Here is a 15,068-nt window from a genome sequence, read left to right as displayed (position 1 = left end):
CGAAGGCGCGGCGCGTGGACCGCGCGCCGCCCGGAGCGACCGGGGGCCGTATATCTCGTGAAAGGTGGCCACCCGGCCCTTGCCCCGCCGCCGGTCCCCGCGATATTCCGATCACGGAACCGACCCGTGGGGAGATCGCATGAACGTCTCGGAGAACTACCGCAACGCGTGGGAGAGTTACTGGCGCGGGACCTCCGACGCCCGGGGCGAGGCGATATGGGACGCCGACCCCTCACTGAGCGCGGCACCGCACAGCGAACTGCTCCTGCCCCACGCCGACACCGGCCGGACGATCGTCGACCTCGGCTGCGGCAACGGCACCCAGACCCGCTACCTGGCCACCCGCTTCGCCCGCGCCGTCGGCGTCGACCTCTCGCACGCCGCCGTCGAGCACGCCCGCCGCGCCGCGAACGGCGCCCCCGTCGAGTTCCAGCAGCTCGACCTCACCGACACCGACGCCGTCCGCGCCCTGCACCACAGGCTCGGCGACAGCCACGTCTACATGCGGGCCGTCATCCACCAGAGCGAACCGGCCGCGCGTCCCGCGGTGGCCGCCGCCGTCGCCGAACTCATCGGCACCGAGGGCCGCGCCTTCGTGGTCGAGCTGACCTCCGGCTCCCGCGACGTCCTCCAGCGGGCGGCGTCCGAGCCGGGCGGCCCGGGGCCCAAGCTCCAGCGCGTCTTCCACCACGGCCTCAAGCCCGCCGACGCCCCCGACGAGGAGATCCCGCGGCTGCTCGCCAAGGCCGGGCTCGCCGTCCTGGCCGACGGCGAGACGACGCTGCCGCAGACCGAGCACCTCCGGGACGGCACCCGCATCGACCTGCCGGCCCGCTGGTTCGTCCTCGCCAAGGCCTGACCGGACCCGAGATCGCTTCCTCGGGCGAGGTCGTAGCCTGTCCGCCGCTCGGCGCGTAACGTGACGGTCCATGAAGATCCTCATCAGTGCCGACATGGAGGGTGCCACGGGCGTCACCTGGCCTGCCGACGTGCTGCCGGGGACGCCGCAGTGGGAGCGGTGCCGGTCGATGTTCACCTCGGACGTGAACGCCGCCGTGGAGGGCTTCTTCGACGGCGGCGCCGACCAGGTGCTCGTCAACGAGGCCCACTGGACCATGCGCAACCTCCTCCTGGAGCGTCTCGACGAGCGCGTCGAGATGCTCACCGGCCGGCACAAGGCGCTGTCCATGGTGGAGGGCGTCCAGCACGGTGACGTCGACGGCATCGCGTTCGTCGGCTACCACGCGGGCGCCGGCATGGAGGGCGTCCTGGCCCACACCTATCTGGCCAACCAGATCACCGGGGTGTGGCTGAACGACGTCCGCGCCAGCGAGGGTCTGCTCAACGCGCACGTCGTCGCCGAGTACGGCGTCCCCGTCGTCCTCGTCACCGGCGACGACGTGGCCTGCGAGGACGCCCTCGGCTACGCGCCCGAGGCCCTGAAGGTCGCCGTCAAGGACCATGTGTCGCGGTACGCGGCCGTGTGCCGGACCCCGGCCCGGACCGCGGCCGACATCCGCGCGGCGGCCAAGGAGGCCGCACAGCTCGCGGTCCGTCACGCACCGGTCGAGGCAGGGCCGTTCACGGTCGCCGTCGAGTTCGACGCCGAGCACCTCGCGATGGCCGCGACCGTCGTGCCCGGCGTGGCGCGGACCGGGGAGCGGAAGGTGGCGTACACCAGCGCCACGATGTACGAGGGGATCAGGACGTTCAAGGCGGTCACCACGATCGTCTCTGCCGCCGTGGAGGAGCAGTATGGCTGACCAGCAGGCCGACGAACTGGCCCTGGCCGAGGTCGTGGAGTTCACCTCCGGCCTGATCCGCATCGACACCACCAACCGGGGCGGCGGGGACTGCCGGGAGCGGCCCGCCGCCGAGTACGCGGCCGAACGGCTGGCGGGGGCGGGTCTGGACCCCCTGCTGCTGGAGCGCACACCGGGCCGCACCAACGTGGTGGCCCGGATCGAGGGCACCGACGCGTCCGCCGACGCGCTGCTGGTGCACGGGCACCTCGACGTGGTGCCGGCCGAGGCCGCCGACTGGACCGTGCACCCGTTCTCCGGCGAGGTCCGGGACGGCGTGGTGTGGGGGCGGGGCGCCGTCGACATGAAGAACATGGACGCGATGATCCTGGCCGTGGTCCGGTCCTGGGCCCGGCAGGGCGTGCGGCCCCGCCGGGACATCGTCCTCGCGTTCACCGCCGACGAGGAGGCCAGCGCCGAGGACGGCTCCGGATTCCTCGCCGACCGGCACCCCGAACTCTTCGAGGGCTGCACGGAGGGCATCAGCGAGTCGGGCGCCTTCACCTTCCACGACGGGTCCGGGCGGGAGATCTACCCGATCGCCGCGGGGGAGCGGGGCACCGCCTGGCTGAAGCTCACCGCGCGCGGCCGGGCCGGACACGGCTCCAAGGTGAACAGGGAGAACGCGGTGACCCGGCTCGCCGCCGCCGTCACCCGCATCGGCGAGCACGAGTGGCCGCTCCGGCTCACGCCCACCGTACGGGCCGCCCTCGCCGAACTCGCCGCGCTGTACGGCATCGACGCGGACTTCACCGACGTGGACCGGCTGCTGGAGAAGCTCGGCCCGGCCGCCAAGCTGGTCGAGTCGACCGTCCGCAACAGCGCCAACCCGACCATGCTGGACGCCGGTTACAAGCTCAACGTCATTCCCGGCGAGGCGGTCGCCCACGTGGACGGGCGCTATCTGCCCGGTGCGGACGCGGAGTTCACCGCCACGCTGGACGAGCTGACGGGACCGGACGTCGACTGGGAGTTCGCACACCGCGAGGTGGCCCTCCAGGCACCGGTCGACGCGCCGGTGTTCGCGAGGATGCGGGCCGCCGTGGAGGCGTTCGCGCCGGGCGGGCACGTGGTGCCGTACTGCATGTCGGGCGGCACGGACGCCAAGCAGTTCTCCCGGCTCGGCATCACCGGCTACGGCTTCGCACCGCTGAAGCTGCCGGTGGACCTCGACTACCAGGCGCTGTTCCACGGAGTGGACGAGCGGGTGCCCGTGGAGGCGCTGCACTTCGGGGTCCGTGTCCTGGACCGGTTCCTGCGGACGGCCTAGAGAATGGGGGAGCGGATGCGGAGCGCACCGTACGGATCGTGGCCCTCGCCGATCGACGCGGCCCTCGCCGCCGCGCACGACGGGCGGCCGGAGTGGGTGGGTTTCGTCGGGGACGAGGTCTGGTGGACCGAGCCCCGGCCGGCCGAGGGCGGCCGGCGCGCCCTGGTGCGGCGGACCGACGGGGGCGAGGAGTCGATGCTGCCCCCGCCGTGGAACGTGCGCAGCCGGGTCATCGAGTACGGCGGCCGGCCCTGGACCGGGGAGGTCCACGACGGCCGGCCGCTGATCGTCTTCGTGCACTTCGCCGACCAGCGGCTTTACCGGTACGAGCCCGGCGGCGAGCCCACCCCGCTCACCCCGGTCTCCCCGGTGGGCGGCGGCCTGCGCTGGGCGGAGCCCCGGCTGGACCTCGCCCGCGGTGAGGTGTGGTGCGTGCTGGAGGAGTGCACCGGGGACGGCCCCGACGACATCCGGCGGGTGCAGGCCGCCGTACCGCTGGACGGCTCGGCCGCCGACGACCGCGCCGCCGTCCGTGAGCTGACCGAGCCCCGGCACCGGTTCGTCACCGGCGCCCGGGTCTCCCCGGACGGCCGGCGGGCCGCCTGGCTGGCCTGGGACCACCCGCGGATGCCGTGGGACGGGACGGAGCTGCTGGTCGCCGACGTGACGGAGGACGGCCTGCTGAAGGACGCGCGGACGGTGGCCGGCGGCCCGGAGGAGGCCGTCGCCCAGGTCGAGTGGTCGGCTGACGGCGGCCTGCTGTATGCGAGCGACCGCGGCGGCTGGTGGAACCTCTACCGCGACGGCACCCCCCTGTGCCCGCGCGAGGAGGAGTTCGGCGGGCCGCTGTGGCAGCTCGGGCTGCGCTGGTTCGCGCCCCTGGACAGCGGTCTCCTGGCCGTCGTCCACGGTCGCGGGCCCACCGCGCTCGGGATACTGGACCCGGGGTCCGGCGAGATCGTGGACGCCGTCGGACCGTGGACGGAGTGCGCCGCCGCCCTCGCCACCCACGGCGCACGCGTCGTCACGGTCGCCGCGGGCCCCCGCACCGCCTACGAAGTGGTCGAGCTGGACACCGCCACCGGCCGCGCCCGCGTGATCGGCTCCCGGCACCGTGACCCCGTCGACCCGGCCTACTACCCGGAGCCACGGCTGCGCACCTTCACCGGCCCCGACGGCCGTGAGGTGCACGCCCACGTCTACCCGCCGCACCACCCGGCCCGCATTGCGCCCGACGGCGAGCTGCCGCCCTACGTCATCTGGGCGCACGGCGGGCCCACCAGCCGCGTGCCGCTCGTGCTGGACCTGGCGATCGCCTACTTCACCTCGCGGGGCATCGGGGTCGCCGAGGTGAACTACGGCGGCTCCACCGGCTACGGCCGGGCCTACCGGGAGCGGCTGCGCGGACACTGGGGCGTGGTCGACGTCGAGGACTGCGCGGCCGTCGCCCGCGCCCTCGCCGACGAGGGCACCGCCGACCCCGCCCGGCTGGCCATCCGGGGCGGCAGCGCCGGCGGCTGGACCACCGCCGCCTCCCTGACCACGACCGACGTCTACGCCTGCGGCACCGTCATCTATCCGGTGCTCGACCTCGCCACCTGGGGTCCCGGCGACACCCACGACTTCGAGTCCCGCTACCTGGAGTCGCTGATCGGCCCGCGCGGCGAGGTGCCCGACCGGTACGCCGAACGCTCGCCGACCACCCACGCCGACCGGCTCACCGCGCCGTTCCTGCTGCTCCAGGGCCTGGACGACGTCATCTGCCCGCCCGCCCAGAGCGAACGCTTCCTCGCCCGGATCGCGGGCCGGGGCGTGCCGCACGCCTACCTCGCCTTCGCGGGTGAGGGACACGGGTTCCGGCGGGCCGACACCATGGTCCGCGCCCTGGAGGCCGAACTGTCCCTGTACGCCCAGGTGTTCGGGCTGAACCCGACACCGCCGGTGCCGAAGGTGGAGCTGACCCCGTGAAGGAACTTCAGCGGCCGCGCCGGCTGGCCCCGGGCGCGCGGGTCGCCGTCGTCGCCACCAGCGGGCCGGTGCCCGAGGAGCGGTTGCAGGCGGGCCTCGACGTGCTGCGCGGCTGGGACCTCGACCCGGTGGTCGCACCCCATGTCCTGGACCGGCACCCCGAGTTCGGCTACCTGGCCGGCACGGACGCCGACCGCGCCGCCGACCTCCAGAACGCCTGGTGCGACCCCGCCGTCGACGCCGTGCTGTGCGCCCGCGGCGGCTACGGCGCGCAGCGCATGATCGACCTGCTCGACTGGGACGCGCTGCGGGCGGCCGGGCCCAAGGTCTTCGTCGGGTTCAGCGATCTCACCGTCCTGCACGAGGCCTTCGCGACCCGCCTGGGCCTCGTCACGCTGCACGGGCCGATGGCGGCCGGCGTCGACTTCATCAAGAACGCGCGGGCTCAGGAGCACCTGCGGGCCACGCTGTTCGCCCCGGAGACCGTCCGCACGATCACCTCCGGCGGTACGGCCCTCGTCCCCGGCCGGGCCCGGGGCGTCACCCTCGGCGGCTGCCTCTCCGTGCTCGCCGCCGAACTCGGCACCCCGCACGCCCGGCCCTCCGCGCACGGCGGACTGCTCTGCCTGGAGGACGTGGGCGAGGAGACGTACCGGCTGGACCGGTACCTCACCCAGCTGCTGCGCTCCGGCTGGCTGGAGGGGGTGCGCGGGGTGCTGCTCGGCTCCTGGGAGCGCTGTGCGGACTACGCCGAGCTGCGGCCCCTGCTGGCCGACCGGCTCGGCGGACTCGGGGTCCCGGTCGCGGAGAACGTCGGATTCGGCCACGGCGAAGGCGCGTTGACGATCCCGCTCGGAGTCGCCGCCACGCTGGACGCGGAGGCGGGCACGCTGACGCTGGACGAGCCGGCGCTGCGCTGACGCGGAGGCCGGCCGGATGCGCCGGCGCCGCGCCGACGCCGTAGGCTGGCCGGATGCCGCACCCGCAGTCCCGCCCCCTCGCCGAGGGCCCGCACGTCGTCATCCGCCCCTTCACCCTCGCCGACGGCCCCGAGTTCACCGCACGGGCCCGGGAGAGCAAGGACCTGCACCGGCCCTGGCTGTTCCCGCCGGACACCGACGAGGCGTACGCCGACTACGCCGGCCGGCTCATCGAGGACCCGGCGCGGGCCGGCTTCCTGGTCTGCGAGAAGGACAGCGGGGCCATCGCCGGCTTCATCAACATCAACAACATCGTGCGGGGCGGCTTCCAGTGCGGCGCGCTCGGCTACGGCGCCTTCGCGCACGCGGCCGGGCGGGGGCTGATGCGCGAAGGGCTGGAGCTGGTGATCGGGTACGCGTTCGGACCGCTCGGCCTGCACCGGCTGGAGATCAACGCCCAGCCGGGCAACGCGGCCTCCATCGCCCTCGCCCGGGGAGCCGGGTTCCGCCTGGAGGGCTTCTCCCCGGACATGATCTACGTCGACGGGGCCTGGCGCGATCACGAACGCTGGGCCCTCACCGCCGAGATGCGCGGCTGAACCGGCTCAGCCCCGCTGGTCCACGTACTCGAAGACCGACCCGTCCGGGTGCACCGCCAGCAGGTTCCGGCCCACCGGCGTCGGCACCGGTCCCGCGACGATCCCGGCGCCCAGCTCGGTCAGCAGCCGGTGGGCCTCGTCCACGTCCTTCACGGCGATCGTCGCCGTCACCTTGCGCAGGATCTCCAGCTCCGACTCGGGGCCGCTCATCAACAGGAAGGAGCCGACCGCGGCGACCTGGACGCCGCCGCGCTGGAAGCGCAGCGCCGTGCCGCCCGCCAGGCGCTCGTAGAAGGGGATCGCGGCTTCGAGGTCGTCGACGCAGATGCGCAGCGAGGCGCCCAGAATCTCCATGCGTCCGAGCCTAGTTGGGGCCACCGGGCGCGCGCAGGCCCCCCCGCGTTACCCGCTGTGCCCGGCGGGTACCCGCAAGGTATGGACCGTTTGGATCACCTGGAACATCTGGACAAGCACCTTGTCGAAGAGCTGGCACAGGTGGCACGCGAGACGGTACGCGACGAGCTGCGCGAGCAGTCACGCAAGCAACGCCGCACCGCCATGCTCTACGCCGCGTCGGGTGCCGCCGCCCTGTACGCGGGCGGCGCGGTGGCCCTCGCCGTGGGCCTGGCCCTGGCGATCGGCCTGCCCGGCTGGGCCGCGGCGCTGATCACCGCGGCCCTCCTGGGCGCGGTGGCCTACTTCCTCCGCGGCGCCGCCCACTCCGGGCACGGACCGCACGCCCCGCACCGCGTGGTCGGCGGCACCCCGCCGGCCGCCCCGCCGAGCGGCCTGGGCATGCCGTACCCCCCGATGCCCCAGACACCGCCCGACACCCCCCACCACAGGGCCTGACAGCGAGCGGGGGAGCGGGGCCGGCCGGCCCCGTCCCTCACCCGCTGAGCTGCGGCAGCACCTTCGTCCGGTAGAAGTCGAAGAAGCCCCGCTGGTCCGGGCCGATCTGGTTCACGTACACCCGGTCGAACCCGGCGTCGGCGAACGCCTTCAGCGCCGAGACGTGCTCCTCCACGTCGTCCCCGCACACCGACTTCTCCCGCACCATGTCCTCGGTGACCAGCTCCTGGAGCTGCTCGAAGTGCCGGGGCGAGGGCAGCACCTGCCCCATCTCGCCGGGCAGCAGCTCGTTGTACCAGAGCCGGTGCACCGTACGGACGCACTCGTCGCGGTCGGTGCCGTAGCAGACCTTCGTGCCGCCGCTGACCGGCTTGGCCCCGCCGCCGCCCTTGCGGAACTGGGTGACCATCTCCTCCTCCGGCATCATCGTGATGTAGCCGTCGCCCACGCGGGCGGCCAGCGAGGTCGCCTTCGGGCCGAAGCCGGAGATGTCGATCGGGACGGGCTCCTCCGGGACGGTGTAGAGGCGGGCGTTCTCCACGGTGTAGTGCGTGCCGTGGTGGTTGACCTCCTCGCCGGTGAAGAGCCGGCGCATCACCTGGATCGCCTCCTCCAGCATCTCCAGGCGCACGTGCAGCGGCGGCCACGGGTCGCCGAGGATGTGTTCGTTCAGCGCCTCGCCGGTGCCGAGGCCGAGCCGGAAGCGGCCCTGCGTCATCACCGCGCTGGTCGCCGCGGCCTGCGCCACGACCGCCGGGTGCATCCGCACGGTCGGACAGGTCACCGCGGTCTCGATGGGCAGCGACACCGCCTCCGACAGCGCGCCGATCACCGACCACACGAACGGGCTCTGCCCCTGCGCGTCGTTCCACGGATGGTAGTGGTCGGAGATCCACAGCGCCTGGAAACCGGCCTGTTCGGCCATCCGGGCCTGTTCGACGAGGGCTGCGGGATCGTGTTCCTCGCTCGCCAGGAAATAGCCGTACTCGGGCATGGGGGAAACCTCCGCGCGGGCGAAGCCGGTGATCTGATCCGGACGCGGCCCGGGTAACCGGGGCCGACAGCGCGAAACGCCGGTACGGCCGTGCGCGGAGGGCTGCCGGCGGGCTGCGGCGGTGTGCGGCGCGGCGGCGTTCGGGTGCTCCGACCGGCGTCCGGGTGACCGGCCCGGCGTTTGGGTGCCCCGGCCCCGGTTACGCGGAAGACCTCGGACGAGCCACACCGCCGGAGGCGCACCGTGAGCCGACCTCGCGTCGTGATCGTCGGCGCCGGTTTCGCCGGGTACCGGGCTGCGCGCACCCTGGCCCGGCTGACCCGGCACCGGGTCGACGTCACCCTGCTGAACCCGACCGACTACTTCCTGTACCTGCCGCTGCTGCCGCAGGTCGCCGCCGGGGTCCTGGAGGCCCGTCGGGTCACCGTGTCGCTGCCCGGCACGCTGCGCGGGGTGCGCCTGGTGCTCGGCGAGGCGGACAGCGTCGACCTGGACGCGCGTACGGTGCACTACCGCGACCCCGAGGGCGGCGCGGGCACCCTCGGCTACGACCGGCTCGTGCTGGCCGTCGGCAGCGTCAACAAGCTGCTGCCGATCCCCGGGGTCGCCGAGCACGCGCACGGCTTCCGCGGGCTGCCCGAGGCCTTGTACCTGCGCGACCACGTGACCCGGCAGGTGGAACTCGCCGCCGCCGAGGAGGACCCGAAGAGTTGCGCCGCCCGGTGCACCTTCGTGGTGGTCGGCGCCGGCTACACCGGCACCGAGGTGGCCGCCCACCTTCAGATGCTCACCGACCGCCTGGTCCGCCGGCACCCGCTGCCCGGCGGGCTGCGCCCCCGCTGGATCCTGCTGGACGTGGCGCCGCGCGTGCTGCCGGAGATGGACGAGCGGCTGTCCCGTACGGCCGACCGGGTGCTGCGGGCCCGGGGCGTCGACGTGCGGATGGGCACGTCGGTGAAGGAGGCCACCCGGGACGGGGTGCTGCTCACCGACGGGGAGTTCGTCGCGTCCCGGACGCTGGTGTGGTGCGTGGGCGTACGGCCGGATCCGCTGGTGGAGGCCGTCCGGCAGCCGCTGGAGCGCGGCCGGCTGATCGTCGACCCGTATCTGCAACTGCCGGGCCGGTCCGACGTGTTCGCCTGCGGGGACGCGGCCGCCGTGCCCGACCTGGAGCGTCCCGGGAAGTTCACGCCCATGACGGCCCAGCACGCCTGGCGGCAGGGCCGGGTGGCGGGGGAGAACGTGGCCGGCTCGCTCGGCCTCGGACGGCGCCGGCGCCCGTACCGCCACCGGGACCTGGGCTTCGCCGTCGACCTCGGCGGGGTCCGCGCCGCCGCCAACCCCTTCGGCATTCCGCTGTCCGGCCTGGCCGCCGGCGCCGTCACCCGCGGCTATCACCTGGCCGCGCTGCCCGGCAACCGCGTCCGGGTCACCGCCGACTGGCTGCTGGACGCCGTGCTCCCGCGCCAGGGCGTCCAGTTGGGCCTGGTGCGGGCCTGGTCGGTCCCGCTGGACACGGCCTCACCGGAACTGGCGCGGGTACCGGGCGGCCCGGAGCTGCCGGCCGCACAGGCAGGAGACGAGCTGATGACGCACAAGCCGATGCCAGAGGAACCGGTGAGACGACAGCCGAGCGGCGAGCCCGCCAGGAACCAGCCCGGCGGTGAGCCGGCCAAGAACCAGCCCGGGGGCGAGCCCGCCAAGAAGCAGCCGGGTGGTGAGCCGGCCAAGAACCAGCCCGGTGGCGAGACCACCGGCGCCGGCCCGGACCATCCGGCCCCCGGCCCCGTGAAGCGTACGGACCCCGCCGATCCCGCGGACCGCGCGAACGAATCCGACTGACCGCGCCGGGGCGCGACCGAGCGCCATCGACCGCGACCGAGCAAGGAGACCGAGGAGACCCATGAACACCGACGAACTCGCCGAACTGGGGCAGCAGTTGCGCGTGGACAGCGTGCGGGCGTCCGCCGCCGCGGGATCCGGGCACCCCACGTCCTCGATGTCCGCCGCCGATCTGCTGGCCGTCCTGCTCGCGAACCACATGCGCTACGACTTCGAGCGCCCCGAGCACCCCGCGAACGACCGCTTCGTGCTGTCCAAGGGACACGCCTCACCGCTGCTGTACGCCGCGTACAAGGCGGTCGGCGCGATCGAGGACGGCGAGCTGGTCACCTTCCGCAAGCTCGGCAGCCGGCTGGAGGGCCATCCGACGCCCCGGCGGCTGCCCTGGGTGGAGACGGCCACCGGCTCGCTCGGCCAGGGCCTGCCGGTCGGGGTCGGCATCGCGCTCGCCGGGAAACGGCTGGACCGCACCGACTACCGGGTGTGGGTGCTGTGCGGCGACAGCGAGCTCGCGGAGGGCTCGGTGTGGGAGGCCGCGGAACACGCCGGCTACGAGAACCTGGACAACCTCGTCGCCATCGTGGACGTCAACCGGCTCGGCCAGCGCGGCCCCACCCGGCACGGCCACGACCTGGACGCCTACGCCCGCCGCTTCCAGGCCTTCGACTGGCACACGATCGAGATCGACGGCCATGACGTCGACGCGATCGACCGGGCCTACGGGGAGGCGCTGTCCACCACCGGGCAGCCCACCGTGATCCTCGCCCGCACCCTGAAGGGCAGGGGCGTGGCCGCCGTCGAGGACCGGGAGGGCCTGCACGGCAAGCCGTTGCCCGAGGCGGAGGACGCCATCGCCGAGCTCGGCGGGCCGCGCTCGCTGCACGTCCGCGTGTCCGAGCCGCAGGCCGCCGCCGCGCTGCGCTCGCTCACCACCGAGGCGGTCCGGCTCCCGCGCTACGAGCTGGGCGACGAGGCCGCGACGAGGGACGCCTTCGGCAAGGCCCTCGCCGCGCTCGGCGCCGCCCGCGGCGACGTCGTCGCCCTGGACGGTGAGGTCGGCGACTCCACCCGCACCGAGGAGTTCGGCAAGGCGCACCCCGACCGGTTCTTCGAGTGCTACATCGCCGAGCAGCAGCTCGTCGCCACGGCCGTCGGCATGGCCACGCGCGGCTGGGTGCCGTACGCCTCCACGTTCGCCGCGTTCCTCACCCGCGCCCACGACTTCGTGCGCATGGCGTCGATCAGCGGCTCCGGGATCAACCTGGTCGGCTCGCACGCGGGCGTCGCGATCGGGCAGGACGGCCCGTCCCAGATGGGCCTGGAGGACCTGGCGATGTTCCGGTCCTTGTACGGCTCGACCGTGCTGTACCCGTGCGACGCCAACCAGACCGCCCGGCTGGTCGCGACCATGGCCGGCCTGGACGGCATCCGCTATCTGCGCACCTCCCGCGGCAAGACACCGGTGATCTACGGCCCGGACGAGGAGTTCCCGGTCGGCGGCAGCAAGACGCTGCGCTCCGGCGAGGGGGACCGGCTGACCGTCGTGGCCGCCGGGGTGACCGTGCCCGAGGCGCTGGCCGCCGCCGACCGGCTCGCCGCGGACGGCATCCGGGTCCGGGTGATCGACCTGTACTCGGTCAAGCCCGTCGACGCCGAGACCCTGCACCGGGCCGCCGAGGAGACCGGCTGCCTGCTCACGGTGGAGGACCACCACCCGGAGGGCGGACTCGGCGACGCCGTCGCGGAGGTGTTCGCCGACGGCAGGCCGGTGCCCCGGCTGGTCCGGCTCGCGGTGCGCACCATGCCGGGCTCGGCCGCGCCCGACGAGCAGCTCTACGCGGCCGGCATCGACGCCCTGGGCATCGCGGCGGCGGCCAGGATGCTGGTCGAGGAGGCGGTCGTGCGATGAGCGACGACGCGCGGACCATACGCGCGGGCCGCCGCACGGTGGAGATCAAGCGGCCGGGGAAGGTGCTCTTCCCCGGCGGCGGGGGCGCGAAGGAGTACACCAAGGGCGACCTCGCGGACTACTACCGGTCCGTCGCGCCGTACCTGCTGCCGCACGTGCGGGGCCGTCCGCTGATGCTGGAACGGTATCCGGACGGCCTCGACGGCCAGCGGTTCATGCAGAAGAACACCCCGGAGCACTACCCGGAGTGGATCACCCGGGCAAAGGTCGCCAAGGAGGGCGGCACGGTCACGCACGTCGTCTGCGACGACACCGCGACCCTCCTGTACCTCGCCGACCAGGCCTGCCTCACCGTGCACCGCTGGCTCTCGCGCACCGACCGGGCCGGCGGCCCGGACCACCCCGACCGGCTCGTCTTCGACCTCGATCCCCCCGGGGACGACTTCGGCGCCGTCCGCGCGGCCGCCGCCTGGCTGCGCGAGCTGCTGGACGAACTCGGGCTGCCCGCCGCCCCGATGACCACGGGCTCGCGCGGACTGCACCTCGTCGTCCCGCTCGACGGCCGCCAGGACTTCGACGCCGTACGGGAGTTCGCCCACGACGTCGCCGAACTCGCCGCGGCACGGCACCCGGACCGGCTCACCACCGCCGCCCGCAAACAGGACCGCGGCGACCGCCTCTACCTCGACGTGCAGCGCAACGGGTACGCCCAGACCGCCGTCGCGCCCTTCACCGTCCGCGCCCGCCCAGGCGCCCCGGTCGCCGTCCCCCTCACCTGGGAGCAACTGGACGACCCGGGGCTCGACGCCCGCCGCTGGACCATCGCCGACGCCGTCGAACAGGCCCGCACCGACCCCTGGGCCGGTCTGCCGGCCCGCGGGCGCTCCCTGGGCCCGGCCCGGCGTCGCCTCGCGGACATGCGCTCCTGAAGGTTTGGCCAAGGAAGGAAGGGCCACCCGCAGGAAGAGGTGGCCATGTCGAACACACACAGCACATCACAGTCACAGAGTTCACAGAAATCCCAGAACTCGCATACATCACAAGACACAGAGCAGACGAACGACACCACACGGAACGAGAAGGACGCCCGGCGGCCGACCCCCATGGAGGTGCTGCGCCAGGCGCGCAGCCAGCTCGCCGAACTGACGGGGCTCGTCCCGGAGACCGTGTCCTCCTTCGAGCAGACCGAGGACGGCTGGTCGCTGGAGGTCGAGGTGATGGAGATCGCCAGGGTCCCGGACACCATGAGCCTGATGGCGAGCTACCAGGTCGACCTGGACCCCGACGGGGAGCTCACCGGCTACCGACGCGTTCGCCGATACGAGCGCGGGCGGGCCGACGCACGTCGACCCGGCGGCTAAGGCCCGCCCGCGTCCCGCGGCCACGCCTCCGGCGTGGCCCCGACCAACCACCATTCTCACGAGGAGGAGCGGCCGGCATGACCGTTGTCCCGGCACAGCAGTCCGGAGGCGGAGGCGGCAGCAGTGGCCTCTACGACGTCCTGGAGCTGGTTCTCGACCGGGGACTCGTCATCGACGCGTTCGTACGGGTCTCCCTGGTCGGCATCGAAATCCTGAAGATCGACGTCCGGGTCGTCGTGGCCAGCGTCGACACGTATCTGCGTTTCGCCGAGGCGTGCAACCGCCTCGACCTGGAGGCAGGGCCCCGCAAGTCCCCCGGGCTGCCCGATCTCGTCGGCGAGATCACCGAGAGCGGAGCCCGCGGCAAGTCCAAGGGCGCGCTGTCCGGTGCCGCACAGACCATCTCCGACGCGTTCAAGCAGGCGCGGGAGGAAGGCGAGGCCGAGCCCCGGCGCCCCCGTAAGACCGCGGCCCGCCGGAAGGAGGAAGAGGAGTGAGCACGTACGTCTACGGCATCACCGCGCGCTCGCACCCGGCGCTCCCCGAAGGGATGACCGGCGTGGGCGAACCGCCCCGGCCCGTCCGGATCCTCACGGCGGGAGAACTCGCCGCCGTCGTCAGCGACGCCCCGGAGGATCTGCGCCCCAAGCGCCGCGACCTCCTCGCGCACCAGAACGTGCTCGCCGAGGCGGGTGCGGGCGGCTGCGTGCTGCCCATGCGCTTCGGCAGCGTCTCTCCCGACGACGACACCGTCACGTCGGTGCTGACCGAGCGGGCGGAGCACTACCTGGAACGGCTGCGCGAGCTGGACGGCAAGGTCGAGTACAACGTCAAGGCCACCCACATCGAGGAGGCCGTCCTGCACCGCGTGATGGCCGAGAACGCGGAGCTCCGTGCCCTCGCCGAGGCCAACCGGAAGGCGGGCGGCGGCACCTACGACGACCGTATCCGCCTCGGCGAGATGGTCGCCGGCGCAGTCAAGGCCAAGGAGGCCGAGGACGCCGCCGAGGTGCAGCGCCTGCTCCAGCCGTGCGCCGCGGCGGTCAGCGTGGGCCCGGAGTCCACCGGCTGGCTGCTCAACGTCTCGTTCCTGGTGTCCCGCGACTCGGCCGAGGACTTCCTGGCCGCCGCCGAGCAGGTGCGCCAGAGCCATGCCCATCTCGAACTGCGGGTCAACGGCCCGCTGCCGCCGTACAGCTTCGTCGAGCCCGGCCCGACCGCGCCCGCGGGCGCCACGGCCGGCGCGGACGCCGGAGCGTCGTAGCGGCCGGGGCCCGGACGGAAGGAGGATCCGTGGGACTGATCTCGGAGGTGCTGCTGCTGCCCTTCGCACCGGTACGCGGCGGCGCGTGGGCGATTCGGCAGGTGCTCCAGGAGGCGGAGCGGATCTACTACGACCCGGCCACCGTCCGGGCCGAGCTGGCCCGCCTCGAAGAGCAACTCCAGGCGGGCGAGATCACCGAGGAGGAGTTCGACCAGCGCGAGGACGAACTGCTCGACCGGCTGGAGATCGCCCTGCATCACGGCGACACGACAGGCAATGGGACGTGA

At 73.7% G+C, this 15,068-nt stretch carries 16 protein-coding genes; 14 read left to right on the top strand and 2 right to left on the bottom strand.

Translation table 11 applies throughout. The annotated features are described in order from the left end of the window. Positions 1-139: 139 nt before the first annotated feature. The 6 genes from OO52_RS13095 (at position 140) to OO52_RS13070 (ending at position 6,559) form a co-directional block, all read left to right on the top strand. The gene (locus tag OO52_RS13095; protein WP_030643638.1) at positions 140-859 is read left to right on the top strand and encodes a class I SAM-dependent methyltransferase; all 720 of its coding nucleotides are present in this window, start codon (positions 140-142) and stop codon (positions 857-859) included. 70 nt (positions 860-929) lie between these two features. Next, a complete protein-coding gene (locus tag OO52_RS13090) occupies positions 930-1,763 on the top strand; it encodes a M55 family metallopeptidase (RefSeq protein ID WP_030643636.1) in 834 nt (277 codons plus the stop codon). Continuing rightward, positions 1,756-3,072: a M20/M25/M40 family metallo-hydrolase gene (locus tag OO52_RS13085; RefSeq protein WP_030643634.1), complete on the top strand. Its 1,317-nt coding sequence runs from the start codon at positions 1,756-1,758 to the stop codon at positions 3,070-3,072. The genes OO52_RS13090 and OO52_RS13085 overlap by 8 nt, the downstream gene beginning before the upstream one ends. A gap of 15 nt (positions 3,073-3,087) precedes the next feature. Continuing rightward, complete coding sequence (locus OO52_RS13080; RefSeq protein ID WP_420711387.1) at positions 3,088-5,040, top strand: S9 family peptidase; 1,953 nt, start codon at positions 3,088-3,090, stop codon at positions 5,038-5,040. Continuing rightward, complete coding sequence (locus tag OO52_RS13075) at positions 5,037-5,960, top strand: S66 peptidase family protein (RefSeq protein WP_030643631.1); 924 nt, start codon at positions 5,037-5,039, stop codon at positions 5,958-5,960. Before OO52_RS13080 ends, OO52_RS13075 begins: the two co-directional genes overlap by 4 nt. Before the next feature lie 53 nt (positions 5,961-6,013). Then, complete coding sequence (locus OO52_RS13070) at positions 6,014-6,559, top strand: GNAT family N-acetyltransferase (protein WP_030643629.1); 546 nt, start codon at positions 6,014-6,016, stop codon at positions 6,557-6,559. Positions 6,560-6,565: 6 nt separating this feature from the next. Here OO52_RS13070 and OO52_RS13065 read toward each other — a convergent pair whose 3' ends face one another. Beyond that, positions 6,566-6,913 (bottom strand): VOC family protein, encoded by a 348-nt coding sequence (locus OO52_RS13065; protein ID WP_030643627.1) that lies wholly within the window; start codon positions 6,911-6,913, stop codon positions 6,566-6,568. Positions 6,914-6,994: 81 nt separating this feature from the next. On the opposite strand from OO52_RS13065, the gene OO52_RS13060 reads away from it, so the two are divergent. After that, positions 6,995-7,411, top strand: a complete 417-nt coding sequence (locus tag OO52_RS13060) for a phage holin family protein (RefSeq protein WP_030643625.1) — start codon at positions 6,995-6,997, stop codon at positions 7,409-7,411. A 37-nt stretch (positions 7,412-7,448) separates the two neighbouring features. Here the strand turns inward: OO52_RS13060 and OO52_RS13055 are convergent, their stop codons facing one another. Continuing rightward, complete coding sequence (locus OO52_RS13055; RefSeq protein WP_030643623.1) at positions 7,449-8,405, bottom strand: LLM class F420-dependent oxidoreductase; 957 nt, start codon at positions 8,403-8,405, stop codon at positions 7,449-7,451. Between the two features lie 261 nt (positions 8,406-8,666). On the opposite strand from OO52_RS13055, the gene OO52_RS13050 reads away from it, so the two are divergent. The 7 genes from OO52_RS13050 to OO52_RS13020 all read left to right on the top strand — a co-directional run bounded on the left by OO52_RS13050 (position 8,667) and on the right by OO52_RS13020 (position 15,068). Beyond that, positions 8,667-10,247: an NAD(P)/FAD-dependent oxidoreductase gene (locus tag OO52_RS13050; RefSeq protein WP_030643621.1), complete on the top strand. Its 1,581-nt coding sequence runs from the start codon at positions 8,667-8,669 to the stop codon at positions 10,245-10,247. A gap of 61 nt (positions 10,248-10,308) precedes the next feature. After that, entirely contained in the window at positions 10,309-12,156 is a 1,848-nt protein-coding gene (locus tag OO52_RS13045; RefSeq protein ID WP_030643619.1) for a transketolase, read from the top strand. Next, complete coding sequence (gene ligD / locus OO52_RS13040; RefSeq protein WP_030643617.1) at positions 12,153-13,085, top strand: non-homologous end-joining DNA ligase; 933 nt, start codon at positions 12,153-12,155, stop codon at positions 13,083-13,085. The genes OO52_RS13045 and ligD overlap by 4 nt, the downstream gene beginning before the upstream one ends. A 45-nt stretch (positions 13,086-13,130) precedes the next feature. Then, positions 13,131-13,517 carry a gas vesicle protein gene (locus OO52_RS13035; protein WP_078629675.1) on the top strand — a complete coding sequence of 129 codons (387 nt, stop codon included), beginning with the start codon at positions 13,131-13,133 and terminating at the stop codon, positions 13,515-13,517. 77 nt (positions 13,518-13,594) lie between these two features. Next, the gene (locus OO52_RS13030; RefSeq protein ID WP_030643613.1) at positions 13,595-14,014 is read left to right on the top strand and encodes a gas vesicle structural protein GvpA; all 420 of its coding nucleotides are present in this window, start codon (positions 13,595-13,597) and stop codon (positions 14,012-14,014) included. Beyond that, positions 14,011-14,781: a GvpL/GvpF family gas vesicle protein gene (locus OO52_RS13025; RefSeq protein WP_030643611.1), complete on the top strand. Its 771-nt coding sequence runs from the start codon at positions 14,011-14,013 to the stop codon at positions 14,779-14,781. The genes OO52_RS13030 and OO52_RS13025 overlap by 4 nt, the downstream gene beginning before the upstream one ends. Before the next feature lie 29 nt (positions 14,782-14,810). Then, positions 14,811-15,068 carry a gas vesicle protein GvpG gene (locus OO52_RS13020; RefSeq protein WP_030643606.1) on the top strand — a complete coding sequence of 86 codons (258 nt, stop codon included), beginning with the start codon at positions 14,811-14,813 and terminating at the stop codon, positions 15,066-15,068.

This window comes from Streptomyces flaveolus (assembly GCF_000716535.1).
In the GTDB taxonomy this organism is placed as follows: domain Bacteria; phylum Actinomycetota; class Actinomycetes; order Streptomycetales; family Streptomycetaceae; genus Streptomyces; species Streptomyces flaveolus_A.
This window is presented reverse-complemented; position numbering and strand designations above follow the sequence as displayed.

What these genes read in the sequence shown, in the direction of transcription:
- OO52_RS13095 (WP_030643638.1), top strand. Translation starts at nt 140, where the DNA reads ATGAACGTCTCGGAGAACTACCGCAACGCGTGGGAGAGTTACTGGCGC.
- OO52_RS13090 (WP_030643636.1), top strand. Translation starts at nt 930, where the DNA reads ATGAAGATCCTCATCAGTGCCGACATGGAGGGTGCCACGGGCGTCACC.
- OO52_RS13085 (WP_030643634.1), top strand. Translation starts at nt 1,756, where the DNA reads ATGGCTGACCAGCAGGCCGACGAACTGGCCCTGGCCGAGGTCGTGGAG.
- OO52_RS13080 (WP_420711387.1), top strand. Translation starts at nt 3,088, where the DNA reads ATGCGGAGCGCACCGTACGGATCGTGGCCCTCGCCGATCGACGCGGCC.
- OO52_RS13070 (WP_030643629.1), top strand. Translation starts at nt 6,014, where the DNA reads ATGCCGCACCCGCAGTCCCGCCCCCTCGCCGAGGGCCCGCACGTCGTC.
- OO52_RS13065 (WP_030643627.1), bottom strand. Translation starts at nt 6,913, where the DNA reads ATGGAGATTCTGGGCGCCTCGCTGCGCATCTGCGTCGACGACCTCGAA.
- OO52_RS13060 (WP_030643625.1), top strand. Translation starts at nt 6,995, where the DNA reads ATGGACCGTTTGGATCACCTGGAACATCTGGACAAGCACCTTGTCGAA.
- OO52_RS13055 (WP_030643623.1), bottom strand. Translation starts at nt 8,405, where the DNA reads ATGCCCGAGTACGGCTATTTCCTGGCGAGCGAGGAACACGATCCCGCA.
- OO52_RS13045 (WP_030643619.1), top strand. Translation starts at nt 10,309, where the DNA reads ATGAACACCGACGAACTCGCCGAACTGGGGCAGCAGTTGCGCGTGGAC.
- ligD (WP_030643617.1), top strand. Translation starts at nt 12,153, where the DNA reads ATGAGCGACGACGCGCGGACCATACGCGCGGGCCGCCGCACGGTGGAG.
- OO52_RS13035 (WP_078629675.1), top strand. Translation starts at nt 13,131, where the DNA reads ATGTCGAACACACACAGCACATCACAGTCACAGAGTTCACAGAAATCC.
- OO52_RS13030 (WP_030643613.1), top strand. Translation starts at nt 13,595, where the DNA reads ATGACCGTTGTCCCGGCACAGCAGTCCGGAGGCGGAGGCGGCAGCAGT.